The following is a 20,708-nucleotide window of genomic DNA, read 5'->3' as shown; positions in this document are numbered from 1 at the left end:
CTATCTTACCTGGTCCTCGAACGGATCGCGCATCAAGATGGTGTCTTCACGCTCAGGGCTGGTGGACAGAAGCGCAATCGGACAATCAATCAGTTCCTCGATCTGGCGTACATACTTCACTGCCTGGGCCGGCAACTCCGCCCACGAACGTGCGCCGGCTGTCGTATCACTCCAACCTTCAAAGCTGGAAAACACCGGTTCGACCCGTGCTTGCGCGCCCTGCCCCGCCGGCAGCCGCTCGATCGTTTCACCATCAAGCTTGTAACCGGTGCAAACCTTGATTTCCTCAAAGCCATCCAGGACATCAAGCTTGGTCAGCGCAATACCGGAAATACCGGCGGTTTTGATCGCCTGACGCACCATCACCGCGTCAAACCAGCCACAGCGCCGCTTGCGGCCGGTGACAGTCCCGAATTCGCGGCCGCGCTCGCCGAGCTTCTCGCCGGTTTCATCAAACAGCTCTGACGGGAACGGGCCTGAACCGACCCGCGTCGTATAGGCCTTGGCGATGCCAAGTACATAATTCAGCATATCGGGGCCAACACCGGAACCGGTTGCTGCCTGAGCTGCAACCGTGTTGGACGATGTCACAAATGGATAAGTGCCGTGGTCAATATCCAGCATGATACCTTGCGCCCCTTCAAACAGGACGCGCTTTTGCTGCCGCCGTGCATCGTCCAGCAAGCCCCATGTGGTATCCATGAAGGGAAGTATACGCGGAGCGATGGCCAGCAGCTCCTCGCGCAGCGCACGTCCGTCCACTTCGGCTTCGCCCAACCCGCGCCGCAGCGCATTGTGATGCGCCAGCAGCCGTTCGATCTTGGCGTCCAGCGTTGCCTGGTTTTTCAGGTCATACACACGGATTGCACGCCGGCCCGTCTTGTCCTCGTACGCCGGCCCGATGCCGCGCCCCGTGGTACCGATCTTGCCGGCACCGGCGGCGACTTCGCGCATGCCGTCCAGCTCACGATGCAGCGGCAGAATGAGCACTGCGTTTTCCGCGATACGCAGATTGTCCGGCGTTACGTCCACGCCCTGCGACACCAACCGGTCTATCTCGTCACCAAGTGCCCAGGGATCAATTACCACGCCGTTGCCGATAATCGACAACTTGCCGGGGCGCACAATGCCGGATGGCAACAGGGACAGCTTATAGGTCACTCCGTCAATGACCAGTGTGTGACCCGCATTGTGCCCACCCTGGAACCGCGCAACCACATCTGCGCGCTCAGACAGCCAGTCGACCAGCTTGCCCTTGCCCTCGTCGCCCCACTGAGCGCCAACCACCACTACATTTGCCATCTCCAGGCCCACCCAAGTTGCATTAAGAAAAGCGAACGGCCCTCACCGCGTTCAAGCAGCAGGGCCGTTGCAAGTCTTTACACTGCTACCAATACCAAAGGAACCGATTATTGACACCTTTGACCAATTTTTCGCGTTTACTGGCTAGGCATGCTTCACGCCGTGGCCTGGCCGACCACAAGTGGAGCATGACAATGTCCAGTGGACGCGAAAAACTGGCCTTTGGTATCACCCGTTTGGAAAGCAAAATGCCTGCTGCGCAGTGCCGCAGCGGCAATCCTGTGGACAGTCTGCGACCTTTATCCGCTGAACTGTACCTGAACCGGGCAGGTTTGTGGTCTAGCGCGGTATCGCCAGCTTCATCTGGGAGGGATGCACGACGGTGTAACCGAACCTGATTTCGGACTTTGCCTGAGGTTCAAGCGGCACATCCCATACCACAATCCCTTTTTTGTTGTCCGGTTCAGTCACGCTCGGCTCGGTTGTCTCACGCAACATGTCCACCACGACCTCTTCGTGGGTGGAATAGGGCATTCTGTCTGTAACGTGCACCTGGACAGCAAACGTATGCAGGTTTTCGATACTGGTCACATACAATCGCCTCAGGGTGCTCTGTTCGGTAATGATGCCACTGGAGCCTGCGGTGTTCTCAACTTCCCGTCGGATGACGCGAACCAGATCATCACGGCCAAACCCGAGTTCGGTTTCTTCTCCAGGTGCAATCTGGCGCATGCGGGCCTTGCCCGCAAACACGCCGTCCCGAAACAGCGAAACCTCACCGGCAAGCAACGGGGTCTCGCCCGCAATCGTGAAAACGCCTGTCAGGTAGCCGACCGGATCGACGTGCGGTGCTGTATCAACTCGTATTGCCGGTTCAACCGTCCGGGCACCAATGCGCACAGATTTCAAGGCACCGCTGTTGGGCACGCTTGTCTGCCCGGCAATTGAATAAACCGCATGAAACCCGGCATTGCTGACTTCGGCCTGACGCTGTCGAACCGGCGCTGGCGCCGATGCGGCAAGTCCAGCGGCAGTCTTTGACCGCATTTCCTGCGTACCGGTTGTATCGGAAAAGCTTTCAAGCGCCGGTTGAGCTGGCCGCACCTTGTCCGGCTGTGGCCCGATGGCGACAGGCTGCAGGATGGGAGAAGCCGTCCGCCCGGTCACTGTGGCTGTGGACAGCTTCAGGGCCACGCCGTCCCACGCCTCTCCGGACCGCTGATACACAAGGGCGCGCTGCACCAGCTTCAACTCCGCCGGTTTTCCGCCCGCCGGCAATTTCAGGCGAGCATCATATACCGGGCGCCAGCCTGCATCAGACACCGAATACTTCACGGACAATGTCATTTTCGCAGGTGCCGATGCGCTGACCTGAATAGCAACTCTCGTGCGTGCCTTCGGCGTTGTTGCAAGCAATTGCAACTGGCGCCGCAAAACCTGTTCGCGCTTGCCGATCTGCACAATCGCCTGGTCTGCCTCCAGCACCACGGAAGAGATTTCCGACAGCTCGCGACTGGTCAGCAGCAACAGGTTTCCGATCTGCTCAGGCGACAGCACCGGTTTGTCACCGCTGGCAAACGGTATCGCTGCAAAGCCGCCTGTCAGTCGTTCAAGCGTTGCCCGGCGAAACTGGGCATCGACACGTACACGCTCATGCCTTGCCCGGTCCCGTGCCAGCGCTTCCAGTTCGTCCTGCAAGGACTTGCGCTTGCCGGTTGCTTCCTGCTCGGGATCGAGCGCTATCCTTGAGACATCAACAGTTCCGATTTCAGCGTCGCTGACAGACACTGCCTCGACCTGCACCGATGCTGCCATGATCCCCTGCGGCAGCGTGTCGAGGACCAGTTCATGCGCCCCGGCCGGCAGCTCAACCAGCCCGGTTCGCGTCAATTGTGCACCGCGGGGGTTCACCGTCACTTCCACAAGATCAAGCTCGGTTCGAATTTCATCCGCCAGCGCCGGTACGAGACTTAACGACAGAAAAACACCAGACAGCAGTACGCAATGCAATTTCATCATTTGACTTCCCTCAAAGTCGCCACTCTCGACCTGAAGTAGGTTATGCTAGAGCATCATCGGCTCAATTGAACCCACAAAGTTCTTCCGGAACCTGGGCGGTGACCGAAATAGGCCGCCTGAATTGAAACATCTGGCCATGCCAGAATACCGCTTTGCGCCGGGAAAGTTACATCTTGCTGTCTTTCAAGTTCACACCTGTCATGTCCGGATTGGTGATCCTGGCAATGACCGTCGCGCAGGCACCGGCGCGCGGCGACGATGAAGCAGCCGTCATTCAGCGCGGCAAGGAACTCGCGCAACTGTTATGCATGCGCTGCCACGCAATTGAGGGTCCCGGGCCCGGTAAAGAGGAAAAATCCCCGCCGTTTTCCACCCTGGTGCCAAACCTGACACTGGAAGGCGTGGCCGACCAGCTGCTGGAAGGCCTTCCGCTGGGCCATGATCCGATGCCCAAATGGGAGTTTTCCGAACAGCAGGCCGAAGACCTGCTGTTCTACATTGAATCGGTAAAGGCCGAAGATTAGCCTCAGAAGGTCAGGCACTTGGCCTGTTGCACCTGAGGCAGCGCCTCGATCTTGGCAAGCAGGTCCGGCGTTACGCGACCATCTATCTCTGCCAGGCAGATGGCATTGCCGCCCGCTTCGTCACGACCGAGGTTAAACGTCGCGATATTGACATCTGCATCACCCAAAAGGCGCCCAAACGCGCCGATAAATCCAGGCTTGTCCGCGTTCGTCACATAAATCATCTGCTTGCCGAGTTCAGCTTCCATATTGATGCCCTTGATCTGGATGATACGCGGCTTGCCGTCGGAGAAAACCGTACCTGCCACCGAACGCCCCTGATTGGTGGTTCTGACGGTCAACCGGATATAATTCTCATAAACGCCGCGCTTGGTCTGGCGCACTTCATCCACCTTGATCGAGCGCTCCTTGGCCATGACAGGCGCAGACACCATGTTGACGTCGCCGAGAATGGGGCGGAACAGACCTGCCAGCAATGCAGACGTCAGCGCCCGGATGTTCATTTCGGCCACATCGCCTGCGTATTCAATCGCAACAGCCTTGATCGAGCTCTCCGTCGCCTGCCCTGCAAATGACCCCAACTGTTCGGCTAGCGCCACGAACGGCTTCAGCCGCGGTGCTTCCTCAGCCGAAATTGACGGCATGTTGAGCGCATTGGAAACGGCACCCTGCAACAGATAGTCGGACATCTGTTCTGCAACCTGCAGCGCAACATTTTCCTGGGCTTCCGACGTGGCCGCGCCAAGGTGGGGCGTGCAGACCACGTTCGGATGGCCGAACAGCGAATTCTCCTTGGCCGGCTCAACCTCGAAAACATCCAGTGCGGCACCTGCTACATGCCCGGCGTCAAGGGCCGCCTTGAGCGCTTCTTCGGACACCAGGCCGCCGCGGGCACAATTCACGATACGCACGCCTTTTTTCATCTGCGTCATCGCCTTGGCATTCAGGATGTTCCGGGTCTTGTCGGTTAGCGGCGTATGCAGCGAAATGAAATCCGCACGCTTCAGCAAGTCTTCCAGTTCAACCTTCTCCACGCCAAGCTCGACCGCTCGCTCTTCCGACAGGAACGGGTCAAAGGCGATGACCCGCATGCGCAGGCCCAGCGCCCTGTCGGCAACTATGGATCCGATATTGCCGCACCCGATCAGACCGAGCGTCTTGTTGAACAGCTCGACCCCCATGAAGCGCGATTTCTCCCATTTCCCGGCCTGGGTTGAGGCATTGGCTTCCGGTATCTGCCGCGCCAGCGCCAGCATCATTGAAATGGCGTGTTCCGCCGTGGTGATCGTGTTGCCGAACGGCGTGTTCATCACGATGATACCCCTTGCCGAAGCCGCCGGGATTTCAACATTGTCGACCCCGATTCCCGCCCGGCCGATCACCTTCAGATTGGTTGCAGCCTCTATGATCTTGGCGGTGACCTTGGTGGCAGACCTGATGGCAAGACCATCATAATCGGCAATGCGCGCCAGCAGCGCATCCTTGTCCTTGCCAAGGTCAGGTTCGAAGTCCACATCGATGCCGCGCGCCTTGAAAATTTCAATCGCGGCGGGTGAGAGTTTGTCAGATACGAGTACACGAGGTGCCATCGGGCTTGCTCCGGTTTTGGAAATTCTGTTTGTTCAGGTGAAATGTCGGGTTCTTCAGGCGGCAGTCGACGCAGATGCCTGCACGTAGGCCCAGTCAAGCCAGGACGTCAGTGCTTCCACATCGGACGTTTCAACCGTTGCGCCACACCAGATGCGAAGGCCAGCCGGTGCATCGCGATAGGCGCCAATGTCGAACGCCGCTTCTTCGGCCTCCAGAAGCCTGACGATTTTCTTTGGCAGGCCGGCTGCCTCGTCGTCACTCAGCCCGGATACCGCGGTCGCCGACAGTTTCAGGCACACGGACGTGTTCGAGCGGGTTGCTTTTGCCACGGCCAGGTTTTCAATCCAGTCAGTGCGATCGACCCAGGCGTTCAGCGCACCCGCATTGGCATCGGCACGCGCCATCAGTCCACCCAGGCCACCGGCGGACTGCGCCCACTCCAGTGCCTTGATGTAATCCTCAACACACAACATGGACGGCGTATTGATGGTTTCGCCCCTGAAGACACCGGTATTTATCTTGCCGGCCTTGGTCAGACGGAAAATCTTGGGCAGCGGCCATGGCGGCGTATAATGTTCCAGCCGCTCAACAGCACGTGGCGACAGGATCAGCATGCCGTGACCGCCTTCTCCGCCGAGCACCTTCTGCCAGGAATAGGTCACCACATCGAGTTTTGAAAAATCCAGCCGCTGCGCAAATGCAGCTGACGTTGCATCGCATATGGTCAGCCCTGCCCTGTCTGCCGGGATGAAATCGCCATCTGGCACTCGCACACCGCTGGTCGTGCCGTTCCAGGTGAAGACCACGTCACGGTCAAAATCAACTTCAGACAAGTCCGGCAGCTCGCCATAGCCTGCCTTGATCAGCCGCACATCATCCAGCTTGAGTTGCTTGACCGCGTCGGTCACCCAGCCCTCGCCGAAGCTTTCCCAGGCCAGCATGTCCACGCCACGCTCACCCAGCAGACTCCACATGGCCATTTCAACCGCACCAGTGTCGGAGGCGGGCACGATACCGATCAGGTAGTCGTCCGGCACCTGCAGCACGTCTCGCGTCAGGTCAATCGCGCGTTTCAGACGCAGCTTGCCGTCGCCTGCGCGATGCGAGCGTCCGAGAAAGGCAGATTTCAGGATATCGGTTGTCCAGCCGGGTATCTTGGCACATGGGCCGGACGAAAAACGCGGGTTGGCCGGCCGCGCTGCCGGTTTTGCAATAGTCATTTCTGGTCATCCTTCCAGATGAAAAGCCTCTCGTTGGGGAGAGGTGTCCCACTGACCGGGATACTGGAAGGCGTGCCTGCAATCAAGTGCGAATTCGACGCAGTGCTGATGCAGGTAAATGAGAAGTCAACAAAACAAAACGGCCTGCTCCGGGAGAAGAGCAGGCCGTCAGGTGCTGTGCCGCCACAAGACTGTCAGGCAGACATTCACGATCAGCGTGACGACTGGTTGTCACAACCAGATGTCACCTGGCTGATTTTTTTCGAAAGCGATCTAGAAGCTCCAGCGCAGACCGCCGGTCACGACATGATCGGCATAGTTGGGGCCTGAAACATCGATCTCACGGTAGTTATAGCCCGCGTCCAGCGTGATATTCTGGCTCATCTGGAATGCAACACCAGCGGTCGCTGTCCAGGCAAAGCCTTCGTCATCCGAAGGTGAACCCGCGCCGGAATAATCAACGAAGCCATAGCCCGCACCAATGCCGACATAGGGTGTGAAGCCCATGGACAATGGCACATCAACATAGGCGTTCCACAACACTGTGGTGGCGCTCACGTCAAATGGGCCCGCATCGTGGTCAAATGCATGATCAGCGCGCAGATCCGTACGGAAATACTGGTTGATCTGATAACCCACACCACCGCCTGCAACGGCAGCACCACCGTCACCAAGACCACTGATGTCGAGCCACGAAAATCCCGCATCACCCCGAACATACCAGCCCGACACATAATTATCGTCCTGCTGCACGAAAGGCGCAGGCGCCGGTTGCGGCGCTGTATCGATATCGGCGGCAATAGCTGCCGGCGCCATGAACGCAACAATAGTTGTGGCCAGAAGGCCCGTTTTCAGAAAACTCATCACCTCTAACTCCTTTTCCCCGATACTCTAGGGGTATCCCTGCTTTGTAGATGTTCATGCCTGATCTGTTGTTGCCCAACAGGTCATGAAACATGCACATCCGCCCACTCGCATGAGACAGAGAAATACCGGATCAAGGTGTCTGTTTGCGGTCGTCATTGAGGCATCAAAACGACGTCTTACCAAGGTTACCAAAATGACGTCAAATTCGCGCCGTTGCGACACGTTCGGGTTACTCACCCTTAACCATCAGCCAAAAAACAGGCCCGCATGCCTGGTTCCACCGCCGGAATCCTGAACATGCGAGCCTTCGTTTCCCCTCAAAAAATACGGGGTCTTTCTTTAACGGAGATCGCCCTCCGTAAGTCTGTTACCAGGTAGACTCTCCGAAATGATAGCGCAGGCCGACCTTTACTTCATGAGCTTGAATGCTGTCTACGCTCATGGCTCCAGAATCAACACCAACAGGTGGTGCGGTATCAATTCCCGAAATAACCTCTCCCAGATCAATGTAGCGATAGGCCAGATCAAACTTCAGGTTCGATGTAATGTCGTAGGCAACACCGATACTGACATGATAAGCGAAGTCGTATTGACTGCCGTCAGCCGCGCCTAACGGACCGGTCAATCCCGATATCTCATGCCTTGCTGCACCAATGCCGCCGCCGACATATGGTGTGAACCCGCCATAGTTGGTGATATCCCAGAATGTTGAGACAAATACGTGCTGTGATCCGATATCTGCACTCAGTGTATCCGGATCAACGCCTGTAAACGCATCGGTCAGGGATGATTTAAGATGGATGCCTCCGGTGACCTCGATGCGCAGGCTGCTGGACACCTGACAGCCGAGACCGCCTTCAAAGAAACCGGTCGGATCAATCTCCGGGTTAATCGCCGTAGAGGTATAACTCCCCGCGCCATCGCTGCTAAAGCCGTTGCCGATTGGCTGAATGACATTGGGGCGATCATACATCGATGCGCCGCCGTCAACACGGGCATACAGACAACCCAGAAAGCCACTAAAACCGTCATCCGGCAACCGGCCGTCATAGTCCGCGGAGTGAGCTGCCCCAGCAACGCTCAACCCCAGTGCAGCGAAACACACTCTCAGCAGCGTGCGACCCATCATTTGTACTCTCCATTCACTGAACGCTTCTCATGGTTGAGAAGCAAACTTGCCAATTGCCGTTCAATCCCGGTTTCATGTTCCGGATACCGTCTGGACCAAACCTTCAATGGAGATAATTAACCAAACCGCTTAAGAACCTCTTAAGCATGTTTGCAGTTTTTTCGAGGACGCCCGAAAAGTGCAGGACAACCGCGCAAAACAGGAGTTTTTCAGCTATTCAACCAGCTTAAAAACCGGATTCCGGATACTGGAGTGCCCGCGCTAGGCGGCGTGACGCTGAACCTCGGCGACGATGTCGTCGACCACGGAAGTTACCAGGTCGGCATTGTCGCCTTCCGCCATGACGCGGATCAGCGGCTCGGTTCCGGATTTTCGAATGACCAGCCTGCCCGAATTACCCAGCTTCTCTTCTGCCGCGGCAATCGCCTTGATGACCGGGTCCTGCTCCAGCGGCTTGCCGGCACCATAGCGGACATTTTTCAACACCTGCGGAACCGGTTCGAACATCCGGCAGATATCACTTACCGAACCGCCGTTCTGCACCAGCACCGCCAGCACCTGGAGCGCTGCAATCAGGCCATCGCCGGTCGTATTGAAATCCGACAGCACAACATGTCCCGACTGCTCACCGCCCACATTGAAACCGCCTGAACGCATGCGTTCCACGACATAGCGGTCGCCGACCCGGGTACGCTCGAGCGTCAGGTTGTGAGAGGCCATCAGGCGTTCGAGGCCAAGGTTGGACATAATGGTCGCAACCAGCCCGTCACCGCGCAGCAGGTCCTGCTTGTACCAGGAGGTCGCAATCAGGGCCATGACCTGGTCGCCATCGATGACATTGCCGTTTTCATCGACGAGAATGCAGCGGTCCGCGTCACCATCCAGCGATATGCCGATATCGGCGCGCATCTTACGCACCTGCGCGGCCACTTTCTGTGGATGGGTGGAGCCGCACTCGTCGTTTATGTTGAAGCCGTTCGGTTCGACCCCGACCGGTATCACTTCCGCACCAAGTTCCCACAAGGCTGTTGGCGCCACCTGGTAGGACGCACCATTGGCACAGTCGACAACGACGCGCAGACCATCAAGCGTCAGTTCCTTCGGAAACGAGCTCTTTACAAACTCGATATAGCGGGCCTGGGCATCTTCAATACGCTTGGCGCGGCCAATGTGTTCCGATGCCGCCAGTGAAATTGTATCGGGCGCCAGCACCAGTTTCTGGATTTCGTTTTCCTGGTCATCAGACAGCTTGTAGCCGTCGGGGCCGAATATCTTGATGCCGTTGTCATGGTAGGGGTTGTGTGAAGCCGACAGCATGACACCGAGGTCAGCCCGCATCGACCGGGTCAGCATGGCAACCGCCGGGGTCGGAACCGGCCCGAACAAAAACACATCCATGCCGGTGGACAGAAACCCGGCTGTAAGGGCCTGTTCCACCATGTAACCGGAAAGCCGGGTATCCTTTCCGATCACCACGCGATGACGGTGGTTGCCGCGCCGGTACAACGCGCCTGCCGCCATGCCGATTTTCAACACGGTGTCTGCCCGCATGGGATAGCTGTTGGCCTTGCCCCGTACGCCGTCAGTGCCGAAAAATTCCTTGTCCATTCGATAGTCCCTGCCAGCTGTGCACATCAGACCCAGTGTCTTTGATAGCGCACCAATGTACCCAAACTTCGGCTAAAACCAAAGCAAACCGTCAGCGTTTACAAGTCTTGGTCCCGAGCGGTTGTTGCTCGCCACATACTCAGTGCATGGCGCGTCGCCGGCACATCATGCACACGCACAAACTGGGCAGCCGACATCGCGCCCAGCAGGGCGGCTGTTGCAGATCCGGTCTGCCTGTTGGCGGCCACCTTTTCGCCTGTCACGGAGCCGATGAAACCTTTGCGCGACGCACCCAGCATAACCGGCACGCCAAGGCCGTGAAACAGGGCAAGCCCGGCTAAAAGCTCCAGATTATGGTCGAACGTCTTGCCGAAACCGATCCCGGGATCGGCAATGATACGGTCGCGCGAAATGCCGGATGCTTCAACTGTCTCAATACGCTTGTCCAGCCAGTCGTAAACGTCCAGCAGGACGTTGTCGTATTCAGGCTTCTGCTGCATGGTCTTGGGATCACCCTGCGCATGCATCAGGCACACCGGCAAACCCGACGAAGCGGTGGCAGCCAGGGCGTCAGTGTCATAGGTCAATGCGCTCACGTCATTGATCATTGCAACACCGGCTTCTGTCACCTTTTGCATGATAGCCGCTTTGCGGGTGTCGCATGACACGCTCAACCCGTCAGCAACGAGAGTCGTTATGACCGGTTCGATGCGCCGCCATTCCTCCATCTCGTCCACAGGATCGGATCCGGGGCGCGTTGACTCGCCGCCGACATCCAGCAGCACCGCGCCGGCATCTGCCATGGCCCTGGCGTTGACGATGGCCTTGTCAGCATCCGCATTGACGCCACCGTCGGAAAAACTGTCAGGCGTGGTATTGACGATACCCATGATATGGCAGGCATCCATCGCAAGACCCGCAACGGGTTTGCGCGGTGCGCTCAACCGATTTACCCAGCCTGCAACATCATGGTCACGCGACGCCTTGAGGGCGGCCACCTTGCGTGGTGTCCAGCTTGAACCGCGATCTTCGCTGACCAGCGCCATGGTCCAGCAGATGCGCCCGCCTGCCAGCGGCAGGCCCGCGCCGGCTTCGATCGCCAGGGCCGCGTCCGCGCCATACACCAGCCCGGCCGGGCGAACATACAAACTGGTCATGTTGAAATGGCCCTCTAGATCAGGATGGCATCACCTGCAAACCCAGGCTGACTTATACAAAAATCGGCCGGACTTTCCCATCGGGAAAATCCGGCCTGTAGCAACATGCATCGAAAACTCAGGTTTGTGGTTGCGGCTCCAGCTCGCCGGACCCTTCATCACCCTTTTTCTTCTTGGTAACCGGCACTGATGATCCCGGCTTCGCCTTCGGCTTGGCGCTGTCATCGTCATCGCGCGACGGCGGCTTGCCGTTCAGAAGGTCGGTAATCTCATCACCCGACAGGGTCTCGTATTCAAGCAGCCCTTGCGCCAGTGCTTCCAGATCCTTCTTCTTCTTGGTCAGGATCGTGCGGGCGGTCTTGTAGCCGTCATCCACCAGCCGCTTGATTTCACTGTCGATCTTGCGGGCTGTCTCTTCCGACATATTCTGGGTCCTGGCCACGGAGTGCCCAAGGAATACTTCTTCCTGGTTATCACCGTAAGACACCATGCCAAGTTCCTTGGAGTAGCCCCACTGCGTGATCATCGCCCGGGCGAGCTTGGTCGCCTGGTCGATGTCGGATTGCGCGCCCGACGTCACATTGTCGGCGCCGAAGGTCAGTTCTTCGGCCACGCGTCCGCCCATCATGATGGCAAGCCGCGACGTCATCTGCTTGAACTTCATGGAATAGCGGTCGCCCTCGGGCAACTGCATGACCATGCCCAGCGCCCGGCCGCGCGGAATGATGGTCGCCTTGTGAACAGGGTCAGCCGCCGGCACGTTCATGGCAACGATGGCATGACCGCCCTCATGATAGGCGGTAAGCCGCTTTTCTTCCTCGTTCATGGCCATGGAGCGGCGCTCCGCGCCCATCATGACCTTGTCCTTGGCGTCTTCAAAGTCCGACTGCGTCACCAGGCGCCGTGAGCGGCGCGCCGCAAGCAAAGCCGCCTCGTTGACCAGGTTGGCAAGATCAGCGCCCGAAAAGCCCGGCGTACCGCGGGCAATCGTCTTGGCATTGACATCCGGTGCCAGCGGCACATTGCGCATATGCACCTTCAGGATTTTCTCGCGGCCTTTCACATCCGGGTTCGGCACGACAATCTGCCGGTCAAAACGGCCCGGGCGCAACAGGGCCGGGTCCAGAACGTCCGGACGGTTGGTCGCGGCAACCAGGATGACACCTTCATTGGCTTCAAAGCCGTCCATCTCAACAAGCAACTGGTTGAGTGTCTGCTCGCGCTCGTCATTGCCGCCGCCGAGGCCTGCGCCGCGGTGCCGGCCGACGGCATCAATCTCGTCGATGAAGATGATGCAGGGGGCATTTTTCTTGGCCTGCTCGAACATGTCGCGCACACGGCTGGCGCCAACGCCAACAAACATCTCGACAAAATCCGAACCCGATATGGTGAAGAAAGGCACATTGGCTTCGCCGGCAACGGCGCGCGCCAGCAATGTCTTGCCGGTGCCGGGAGGCCCGACCAGCAGAGCACCTTTTGGAATCTTGCCGCCAAGACGCTGGAACTTGTGCGGATCACGCAGGAATTCCACAACCTCTTCCAGGTCTTCCTTGGCTTCATCGACGCCCGCAACATCTTCAAACATCACCCGGCCATGGCGCTCGGTCAGCAATTTGGCCTTCGACTTGCCGAAGCCCATTGCCTTGCCGGAACCGGCCTGCATCTGGCGCATGAAGAAAATCCACACACCGATCATCAGCAGGATCGGGAACCATGACAGCAGCATGCCCGGGAAGGCGCCATCGCTGTTGGCGGCCTGGGCACTGATGTTGACACCCTTTTCGCTGAGTGTGGTGACTAGGTTGGGGTCATTCGGCGCAAAGGTTTCAAACGCCTTGCCATCGTTCAGCTTGCCGGTAATCTGGTCGCCCGCAATGGTGACATCACGCACCGTACCGGCTTCCACCTTCGCAATAAACTCTGAATAGGTCAGGCTGTCGGCCCGGGTCGAGCTGCCGGGTTGTTGAAACAGGTTGAACAAAGCGAACAAGAGCATCGCAATGATCACCCACACGGCGAAGTTGCGGAAATTACCCACGGGCAATACATCCTTTCAGGAATGTGTCGGGATGGCCTATATAAACAGCACTGCCACCCAGATAGAAAATCTCGGTTGAACCTAACATAGGTACGTCTTTATCCTTTGCCAAGATTAACTCAAGCAGGATAATTAAGATTGAGCCGTTTTCGGGCCTGCAATGCGGTGGAACACGACATTTTGTTGACGTTGCGAGCCGGGATTGTCCCCATCAACCGGCATGATCACCTGATTTTCACCGGCAATTACCACCGGAAGACCCTGCCACACGAAATCCGGCACGGTTGCCGGCCGCGCCGGCAGCAGGTTTTCGTCCACATCACGCAACACCATCAACTCTGCCGGATCAGCTTTGATACCCGCTGAAACATTGTAGCGCCGGTCCCATTCGGCAATACACTGTCCCGGTTCAATCCGCACGGGCGCCTCATTGATCCGGTCAGCCTCTCGCCCGACCACAAACTCCACGGCCCTGCGCACGATGCGGCATCCGCCAAATGTCCTTGCCTTTCCCGTGCCCGCCTGCATCCAGGCCAGCAGTCCTTCCGCACCGGCAAGGCTCTGCACCATGCCGCCGCCATAGGCCCTGGTGGTTGCCAGCACGCATCGCAGCTGAATTTCATCCGGCGCCTGAAAAAATGGCTCCCGCCCGATACGCGCAAATCCGGACGCCTCGTGGACAACCGCATCGCGTGTCAGGGTAACTGCAGCCTGAACCAGCGCTTGCCGCGCCCGCGAAAGCCGGCGCGACGAACGCGCCAGGTCTGCGTGGCTCACCCCTTGCTGTTCCAGCTGCTTGAGGGCCTCACGCACCCGCACCCGTTCGTATGCGGCATCGCTATTGGTGGGATCTTCCACCCAACTCACACCGGATTGCATCAGTGTCGCACGCAACCGTGCCCGGGAAATTTCAAGAAGCGGGCGGATGACGGTCAGCCCGTTAAGTTCGGTTTCCGGTTGCATGGCGGAAAGCCCGTCGACACCGGCGCCTCTTGCCAGCGCCATGACGAGGGTTTCGGCCTGATCCTCAAGCGTGTGGGCTGTTACCAGCACTGCTTGCTGGTGCCGGCAAACTTCGGCCATCAGTGCATACCGCGCTTCGCGGGCGGCCGCCGGTACGCCCGTCTCGGGATGGGGCCCGTCCCATTGCAGTATCTGCGCCGACAGTCCCAGCGACGTCGCTTCGCGCACTACAAATTCGGCTTCCGCCGCCGCTTCCGGCCGCAAGCCGTGATCCACGGTTACAACATGAATGTCCGGACGCGCCTGGGGTTCCAGTGCGCTGTTCCAGCGCGCAGCCAGCCGCATGAGTGCCATTGAGTCAGAGCCGCCGGAAACGGCCAGGACGAGACCGTTTTTGCCTGCCAGGTGCCGGGAGAACAGTGCCGCTGCTTCGTGATCGTCAATGACCTCGATGTCAGCTACAGCCGGCACGCTGCATTTCTTTGAGCGAGGTATTGCGCAATGAGGCCTTCTTGCCGAACTTCTTGTTGACCTCGGCAAAAGTCGAACACGCCTGCTTCTTCTGCCCCAGCTTGTTCAGCGACATGCCCAGCTTCAAAAGGTTTGAGCCTCGTTTGTCGCTTTTGGGGAAATTCTGATAACCCACCAGATAAGTCTGGGCCGCCTGCTTCCAGTTGCCCTGCGCATAATAGGCTTCACCAAGCAGGAACTGGGCATCATCAGCCAGCTCATGTTGCCGGTGCTTGGTCACAAATGTGCGAAACCCGGAAACGGCCCCGGAAAAATCCCGTGACCGGTAGCTGGACTGCGCCTGCTTGAACAGGCCGTCAGGGCTGGTTGCAGCCAGATTGCCGGAGCCGGTCGATCCGGCACCGAGACTACTGCCACCCGCACTGCCGTCAAGCAGGGCGGTTTCCACTTTTTCCGGCGCCAGCGACGGACGTCCCTGAGCGTCGAAGCCTGGCTCCTGCACCGGCTCGGGCTGATAGGCTTGCGGGCCTTGCTGAAGCTGGTAGCGCGGCTGACCCTGAAGTTGTTGCTGTTGCTGAACACCGGCAGACTGGCCGCCGCCAATCGGCGGCAAGGCCTGCGATTGCACGCCCTGAACCTGGCGCGGCTGCTGATTGGCGTTCTGCTGCCATTGTTGCTGCACTCGCGGCTGCAGCGGTTGTGCCTGCGGCTGCAGCGGCTGTACCTGCGGCTGCAAAGGCTGTGCTTGCGGCTGTAATGGTTGCGCCGGCGGCAGGTAGGTCGGTTGCGCCGGTGCCGCAGGCACTCCCTGGTTGGTGTTCCGGTTCAGTGTTCCAAGCACCTGGGGTCCGGAGCCCAGTCCGCCGCGGGGAATTTGCCCGCCCGCTGATGGCACACGCTCAATCTCCACCGATTGCTCAAACCTGCCATAGTTCGGCGCTGGCGCAACCTGCCCCTGGTCCCATTGCCCGGATTGCTGTTGCGGCGCGATAGCCGTCGCCACCTGCCGCTTCTTCTTGAACAAAAGCCCCTGGCGTTCCAGTTCACGCAGCCGGTTCAGTTCGCGCTGCATGTCATATATCTGCTGGGCCATTGCATTCATCTGCGCTGACAGCTGCTGCAATTGTGCCTGTATCTGCACATTGCCGCCACCTGCCCCGGCGCCACCGCCCCTGCGGACTTCCGCTTCCAGCCGGATAATCCGGTCATACAGCGAATTCCATTGATCCGATTGCGCAAATGCGGAACCCGCCGGCAAAACGGCAAGTCCCAGCAACGAGATTGCCATAGAGCGTTTGAGCTGTTTGATCATGAATGCAGTCCCTCAAGCGAATTTGTGTGCCGATGGAATAGAATTGTAACGGTGTCCGGCTGATTTCTCAATCCGGGTTTGGTTCAGTCACAAGTCAATATCCGTTCAATTTGCCCGCTAAATCCGGTCAAACTTGGACAGATAGCCGTTTCAGGCTTGCTATGCAGAAAGGCCCGCGGGCGCGCCGCGAGCCGTTCAACACATAAAGTCGCCCGGTAATCCGGCATCAACCAGGGGATGCACCACCTGTTATGGCAGTTACGGCCCGGCGGTTCTGCGCCCAGCAGCTTTCCGCATCGCAAAGCGCGACGGGGCGCTCCTTGCCATAGGCAAGCGTGGCGACACGTTGCGCCGACACACCTTGTGATATCAGGAACTCGCGGGTCGCTGTGGACCGGCGGGCAGACAGCGCAATATTGTACTCACGCGTGCCGCGCTCATCGGCATGGCCCTCGACCTGGATGGTAACGTTCGGATATTGTGCCAGCCACTGGGCCTGGCGGCGCAGCGTTTCCATGCCCTCAGGCGTCAACGTGGTCTGGTCCACCAGGAAGTAGATGCGATCACCGACATTAACGATGAAATCCCGTTCAGAGCCCGGTGCAACCCGGGTCGCATTGTTAGGGCTTTGTGACAGCAAATCAGGTTTTTCTGATTTCGAGCACCCGGCCAGCACCAGCATTCCTACGAATGCAAGTGCGACCTTGCGGCCTGCATTGTTGCGAAACATTTATCCCACTCCTTGTGGCATCCAGTTGTCCACCCGCTTGTTGCAAAGCCAGCCCCACCAGGCTCAAACGCAACGCGGCAAATTCATGACGGGCCAATCGACCCTTGTGATGGCAGATTTATGACAATACATGCCAATATCTGTCCAGTGCGCAGTTCAATTTCCGGTTATCTGAGAAGAGGCGACCATGCCGGATCAGATGCAAAAGTCGGTGTCGGTACCGGGCGTTCGTTATAACCCGTCAGGTCCACCGAAAACATTTTTGCACCCCCGTTTTCTCCTCCCGATTCCCGGAAGAACATGATCACCCTCCCATTTGGAGACCATGTTGGCCCTTCATTATGGAAACCTTCGGTTAATATTCTCTCACCAGAACCGTCCGGACGCATCACACCGATGGAAAATCGGCCCGCGCCAAACCGGGTAAAGGCAATATTATCACCGCGCGGTGACCAGACAGGCGTCGAATAACGCCCTCTACCGAACGATATGCGCTGCTGGCCGGATCCGTCGGCATTCATCACATAAATCTGTTGTCCACCGTCACGGTCACTTTCAAATACGATACGGCGTCCATCCTGCGAATAAGACGGTGCAGTATCAATAGCTGCCGTGTTGGTCAACTGGCGCAGCCTCCGGGTCCGCAAGTCCATCTCGTAGATATTGGAGTTGCCGCCTTCCTGCAGGCTCATGATCACTTTCTGGCCATCGGGCGAAAATCTCGGGCTGAAACTCATATTGGGAAACTCGCCGACCACTTCGCGCTGGCGGGTATCGATGTTGTACAGATAAACCCGTGGCCGGCCGCCGGCGAAGGACATGTAGGTGATTTCCTGCGATGTCGGCGAGAAGCGGGGCGTCAGCACCAGATCATTGCCATTGGTCAGTTCGCGCGTATTGAACCCGTCCTGGTCCATGATGGTCAGAACCTTCTTGCGCTGGTTTTTCGGCCCGCTCTCGGCGATGTAGACGATACGGCTGTCAAAATAGCCTTCTTCGCCTGTCATCGCCTTGTAGATGGCATCAGAGATCAGGTGCCCGATACGGCGCCAGTTCTTTTGCGTCGTGACAAACTGCAGGCCAAGTATCTGGCTCTGGCCATAGACATCCCACAGGCGGAAATCAGCGCGGATGCGGCCATCGCCCAGGATGACGGCCTGCCCCGTAACAAGTGCACGTGCCTGAATGGTCTGCCAGTCGACAAACTGCGGCTGGGCATTGAAATCGACAACCTGCTGCAGGTACGAGTTCTGCGGCAGCGGCCGGAACAGGCCGGACCGTTCCAGGTTGTTGCCGATGATGGTGGTGATATCTATGCCATATTTCTGGGACTGCGGATCGGCGCCGCCGAAATTCGGCAAGGCGATAGCGATCGGGTCCACCTGCCCCTGGTTGATGTCAACTTCCAGCACCGCATGAGCAGGCAGCACCAGTCCGACCCAGATCAACGCTGTCGCAATAGCACGCTGCAGGATTGCCAGCGACAAACCGCTTGTTCTTACCGTCATTCGTTTCATAGAGGTTCCCTACTCAATTCAGCCCGACCATCACGCTGGGATCGAATTTCATTCTTATATCCGCCCACAAACTATGGGTTTCCTTGGGCATTCTGTCGTATGGCTGGCACTGGATCAATGCTGCAAGGGCAGAGCGTGCCGCCGCCTGGGCGGCCGGATGATTGGTCACCTGCTCGATCAGAGGCTGAGCCGTCAGGTTGCCGTTGATGTCGAGCTGGAAGCGCAAGGTCACGATCAAACCCGCCGCGTCGCGTGCGCCGGCCGGGATTGACCAGCACTGGCCCACCCGCTGCCGCAACCAGTCAAGCGCTGTTGCCGTTACCTGCCGGTCCTCGCCGCTCAGGTTTTGCAGACCCTGCAGGGGGGTTCCGGTATCGGTTTGGTCGCTGGGCGCAGCCTTTTCCTCATCGGTCTTGTTGAGCAGGGCAGCAATATCGTCCAGCTTGAACTCCTCCTGCTTTTTCTTCTTTACAATTTTCTTTGGCGGCTTGGGTTTCACCCGCGGCTTGGGAACCGGCTTGCGTTCCGCCTTCTTTGGTTCTTCGACCGGTTTCGGGTCTGGTGCAACTTCCTCTGTCTTCTTTATCAGTTCTTCAAGCGGAGTGGGATCGGGCGGTGTCGGTTCCGCCTGCTTCGGTTCAGGCTTGGGCTCAGGCTTTGGTTCCGGCTCAGGCTGGGCTTGCGGCTCACGCGCTGCCTGCTTGATTTCCTTGGCAGGCTTAGGCGTCGGGCGCTCTATCTTTTTCTCGACCCTCTGAACCTTGGGCTTGTCCTGCGGTTCCGGATCCTTCTTGACCTCTTCGGTCGTCTGGTTGGCCCGTTTGGCCACGTCCTGGAAGTCATCGATATTGACGGCAATCGGCGGCGGTTCGGGAATGTTATGCTGTTCCGGCGACGGCAACACCACGATCGCCATCAGCAGGATGGCGGCGTGCACCGCAAAGGAAGTCAGCAAACTCCAGTTGATCCGCATATGCTCTAGCTCACCTTTAAGGGTCCCGGCCCTAATTCTGAGGGTTGCTTAACAGGTCAATACGCCGAAAACCACTCGCGTTCAGTTCGCCGATGACCTGCATCACCAGGCCGTAATTCACCCCCTTGTCACCACGGACGCGAACACGCTGGTCCTTGGTTTCGGCCTCTGATTGTCTGCTTTGTGCAATGGCGGTCAATTTTGGCGCGAGTGTGTCGGCGGAAACCTCGGTATCGCCGATATAGATCTTGCCGTCTGCATCGATTGAAATGGTAATCGGGTCCTGCTTCTCGCCCGGCGTCTGCTCTGCCTTGTTTTCAGGCAAGTCAATGGGCACCGATACATTGAGCAGCGGTGCCGCCACCATGAACACGATCAGCAGCACCAACATCACATCAACGAAAGGTGTGACGTTGATTTCGCTCATCGGTGCGAAACCGGACGAACGCCGGCGCCGTCTGCCGCCGCTGCTCCCGCCTACCAATCCTCCTGCCATGATCTCTCCACTGTCTTAAGCCGACCGGTCGCGCTACATGCGCTCATCAAGCTGGCGCGAGATAATCGAGCCAAATTCGTCTGCAAAGTTCTCCAGCCGGGCGGCGATCTTGCCGATGTCGCTGGAATACTTGTTGTAAAACATTACCGCCGGGATCGCCGCCAGCAGGCCGAGCGCCGTTGCAAACAGCGCTTCCGCCAGGCCCGGTGCCACCACCGCAAGATTGGTGTTCTTGGATACGCCGATGGCCCGGAAAGAGTTCATGATACCCCACACCGTGCCGAACAGTCCAATGAACGGCGCAGTCGATCCGACCGTTGCCAGCACCAGCAGCCGCTGTTCCAGCTTCGACATTTCCTTTTGCAACTGTACGTCCATCACCTTGTTGATCCGCATCTGCACACCGGCAAAACCTGCCCGCATGGCCGAATCCTGTGACCGTTTCCATTCGCGCATGGCCGACATGAACAGCGCCGCCATGCCCTTGTTGTTGCGCGGGCCCAGCGTCAGGTAAAGGTCTTCCAGTGACTGGCCCGACCAGAACAGTTGCTCGAACTTGTCCATCGAGGCTTTCATCTTGCGCACGGCCAGCCATTTCTCAAAGACAATGCCCCAGCACAGGATAGACGCCACAACCAGGCCGATCATGACCAGCTTGACCATTGGCGACGCGATCAGGAACAGATTGAACAGCCCGAACTGGTCGGTCTGCGCCGCAAGGTCCCCCACTTTGACTTCCATATTGTGCCTGCTCTAATTCACGCGCCCACCCAAACGGACGACAATAAATGA

17 protein-coding genes are annotated in these 20,708 nt (G+C 58.2%); 1 reads left to right on the top strand and 16 read right to left on the bottom strand.

Features of this window, described 5'->3' with window-relative positions:
• Together DHN55_RS09330 and DHN55_RS09325 are read right to left on the bottom strand one after the other, a co-directional pair.
• Positions 1-1,302: an adenylosuccinate synthase gene (locus DHN55_RS09330; protein WP_108881017.1), complete on the bottom strand. Its 1,302-nt coding sequence runs from the start codon at positions 1,300-1,302 to the stop codon at positions 1-3.
• Between the two features lie 339 nt (positions 1,303-1,641).
• On the bottom strand, positions 1,642-3,321 hold the full coding sequence (locus tag DHN55_RS09325) for a mucoidy inhibitor MuiA family protein (RefSeq protein ID WP_108881016.1): 1,680 nt from the start codon (positions 3,319-3,321) through the stop codon (positions 1,642-1,644).
• A gap of 173 nt (positions 3,322-3,494) precedes the next feature.
• Here DHN55_RS09325 and DHN55_RS09320 point away from each other — a divergent pair, with 173 nt between their 5' ends.
• Positions 3,495-3,845, top strand: coding sequence for a c-type cytochrome (locus DHN55_RS09320; protein ID WP_337660091.1), 351 nt, complete (start codon positions 3,495-3,497; stop codon positions 3,843-3,845).
• 2 nt (positions 3,846-3,847) lie between these two features.
• On the opposite strand, the gene serA is transcribed toward DHN55_RS09320, so the two are convergent.
• The 14 genes from serA to tolQ form a co-directional block, all read right to left on the bottom strand.
• Entirely contained in the window at positions 3,848-5,434 is a 1,587-nt protein-coding gene (serA, locus tag DHN55_RS09315; protein WP_108881014.1) for a phosphoglycerate dehydrogenase, read from the bottom strand.
• Positions 5,435-5,488: 54 nt separating this feature from the next.
• Complete coding sequence (locus DHN55_RS09310) at positions 5,489-6,655, bottom strand: phosphoserine transaminase (RefSeq protein ID WP_108881013.1); 1,167 nt, start codon at positions 6,653-6,655, stop codon at positions 5,489-5,491.
• Positions 6,656-6,928: 273 nt separating this feature from the next.
• Positions 6,929-7,519: an outer membrane beta-barrel protein gene (locus tag DHN55_RS09305; protein ID WP_108881012.1), complete on the bottom strand. Its 591-nt coding sequence runs from the start codon at positions 7,517-7,519 to the stop codon at positions 6,929-6,931.
• 370 nt (positions 7,520-7,889) lie between these two features.
• Positions 7,890-8,651: an outer membrane beta-barrel protein gene (locus DHN55_RS09300; protein WP_108881011.1), complete on the bottom strand. Its 762-nt coding sequence runs from the start codon at positions 8,649-8,651 to the stop codon at positions 7,890-7,892.
• 261 nt (positions 8,652-8,912) lie between these two features.
• The gene (gene glmM / locus DHN55_RS09295; RefSeq protein ID WP_108881010.1) at positions 8,913-10,259 is read right to left on the bottom strand and encodes a phosphoglucosamine mutase; all 1,347 of its coding nucleotides are present in this window, start codon (positions 10,257-10,259) and stop codon (positions 8,913-8,915) included.
• 98 nt (positions 10,260-10,357) lie between these two features.
• Entirely contained in the window at positions 10,358-11,416 is a 1,059-nt protein-coding gene (gene folP, locus DHN55_RS09290) for a dihydropteroate synthase (protein WP_108881009.1), read from the bottom strand.
• A 118-nt stretch (positions 11,417-11,534) separates the two neighbouring features.
• Positions 11,535-13,454, bottom strand: coding sequence for an ATP-dependent zinc metalloprotease FtsH (gene ftsH / locus DHN55_RS09285; protein WP_337660090.1), 1,920 nt, complete (start codon positions 13,452-13,454; stop codon positions 11,535-11,537).
• 132 nt (positions 13,455-13,586) lie between these two features.
• The gene (gene tilS, locus DHN55_RS09280; RefSeq protein WP_337660089.1) at positions 13,587-14,888 is read right to left on the bottom strand and encodes a tRNA lysidine(34) synthetase TilS; all 1,302 of its coding nucleotides are present in this window, start codon (positions 14,886-14,888) and stop codon (positions 13,587-13,589) included.
• The gene (gene ybgF, locus DHN55_RS09275) at positions 14,872-16,200 is read right to left on the bottom strand and encodes a tol-pal system protein YbgF (protein ID WP_108881007.1); all 1,329 of its coding nucleotides are present in this window, start codon (positions 16,198-16,200) and stop codon (positions 14,872-14,874) included. The genes tilS and ybgF overlap by 17 nt, the downstream gene beginning before the upstream one ends.
• A gap of 226 nt (positions 16,201-16,426) precedes the next feature.
• Positions 16,427-16,930, bottom strand: a complete 504-nt coding sequence (gene pal, locus DHN55_RS09270; RefSeq protein WP_108881006.1) for a peptidoglycan-associated lipoprotein Pal — start codon at positions 16,928-16,930, stop codon at positions 16,427-16,429.
• Positions 16,931-17,097: 167 nt separating this feature from the next.
• Positions 17,098-18,438 carry a Tol-Pal system beta propeller repeat protein TolB gene (gene tolB / locus DHN55_RS09265; RefSeq protein ID WP_108881005.1) on the bottom strand — a complete coding sequence of 447 codons (1,341 nt, stop codon included), beginning with the start codon at positions 18,436-18,438 and terminating at the stop codon, positions 17,098-17,100.
• A 22-nt stretch (positions 18,439-18,460) separates the two neighbouring features.
• On the bottom strand, positions 18,461-19,420 hold the full coding sequence (locus DHN55_RS22275; RefSeq protein WP_337660088.1) for a hypothetical protein: 960 nt from the start codon (positions 19,418-19,420) through the stop codon (positions 18,461-18,463).
• 31 nt (positions 19,421-19,451) lie between these two features.
• Complete coding sequence (tolR, locus tag DHN55_RS09250) at positions 19,452-19,916, bottom strand: protein TolR (RefSeq protein ID WP_108881003.1); 465 nt, start codon at positions 19,914-19,916, stop codon at positions 19,452-19,454.
• Between the two features lie 33 nt (positions 19,917-19,949).
• Positions 19,950-20,657: a protein TolQ gene (gene tolQ / locus DHN55_RS09245; RefSeq protein WP_108881002.1), complete on the bottom strand. Its 708-nt coding sequence runs from the start codon at positions 20,655-20,657 to the stop codon at positions 19,950-19,952.
• Positions 20,658-20,708: the final 51 nt, after the last annotated feature.

Source organism: Anderseniella sp. Alg231-50 (genome assembly GCF_900149695.1).
Lineage (GTDB): Bacteria > Pseudomonadota > Alphaproteobacteria > Rhizobiales > Aestuariivirgaceae > Anderseniella.
Note: the sequence above shows the minus strand (reverse complement) of the source record. Positions and strands in the feature narration are given on the sequence as shown.

Excerpts from the sequence above, each read along its gene's own strand:
- tolR (WP_108881003.1), bottom strand. The coding sequence starts at position 19,916 with ATGGCAGGAGGATTGGTAGGCGGGAGCAGCGGCGGCAGACGGCGCCGG.
- ybgF (WP_108881007.1), bottom strand. The coding sequence starts at position 16,200 with ATGATCAAACAGCTCAAACGCTCTATGGCAATCTCGTTGCTGGGACTT.
- DHN55_RS09300 (WP_108881011.1), bottom strand. The coding sequence starts at position 8,651 with ATGATGGGTCGCACGCTGCTGAGAGTGTGTTTCGCTGCACTGGGGTTG.
- DHN55_RS22275 (WP_337660088.1), bottom strand. The coding sequence starts at position 19,420 with ATGCGGATCAACTGGAGTTTGCTGACTTCCTTTGCGGTGCACGCCGCC.
- DHN55_RS09330 (WP_108881017.1), bottom strand. The coding sequence starts at position 1,302 with ATGGCAAATGTAGTGGTGGTTGGCGCTCAGTGGGGCGACGAGGGCAAG.
- DHN55_RS09325 (WP_108881016.1), bottom strand. The coding sequence starts at position 3,321 with ATGATGAAATTGCATTGCGTACTGCTGTCTGGTGTTTTTCTGTCGTTA.
- pal (WP_108881006.1), bottom strand. The coding sequence starts at position 16,930 with ATGTTTCGCAACAATGCAGGCCGCAAGGTCGCACTTGCATTCGTAGGA.
- DHN55_RS09305 (WP_108881012.1), bottom strand. The coding sequence starts at position 7,519 with ATGAGTTTTCTGAAAACGGGCCTTCTGGCCACAACTATTGTTGCGTTC.
- folP (WP_108881009.1), bottom strand. The coding sequence starts at position 11,416 with ATGACCAGTTTGTATGTTCGCCCGGCCGGGCTGGTGTATGGCGCGGAC.
- DHN55_RS09310 (WP_108881013.1), bottom strand. The coding sequence starts at position 6,655 with ATGACTATTGCAAAACCGGCAGCGCGGCCGGCCAACCCGCGTTTTTCG.
- serA (WP_108881014.1), bottom strand. The coding sequence starts at position 5,434 with ATGGCACCTCGTGTACTCGTATCTGACAAACTCTCACCCGCCGCGATT.
- tolQ (WP_108881002.1), bottom strand. The coding sequence starts at position 20,657 with ATGGAAGTCAAAGTGGGGGACCTTGCGGCGCAGACCGACCAGTTCGGG.
- tolB (WP_108881005.1), bottom strand. The coding sequence starts at position 18,438 with ATGACGGTAAGAACAAGCGGTTTGTCGCTGGCAATCCTGCAGCGTGCT.
- glmM (WP_108881010.1), bottom strand. The coding sequence starts at position 10,259 with ATGGACAAGGAATTTTTCGGCACTGACGGCGTACGGGGCAAGGCCAAC.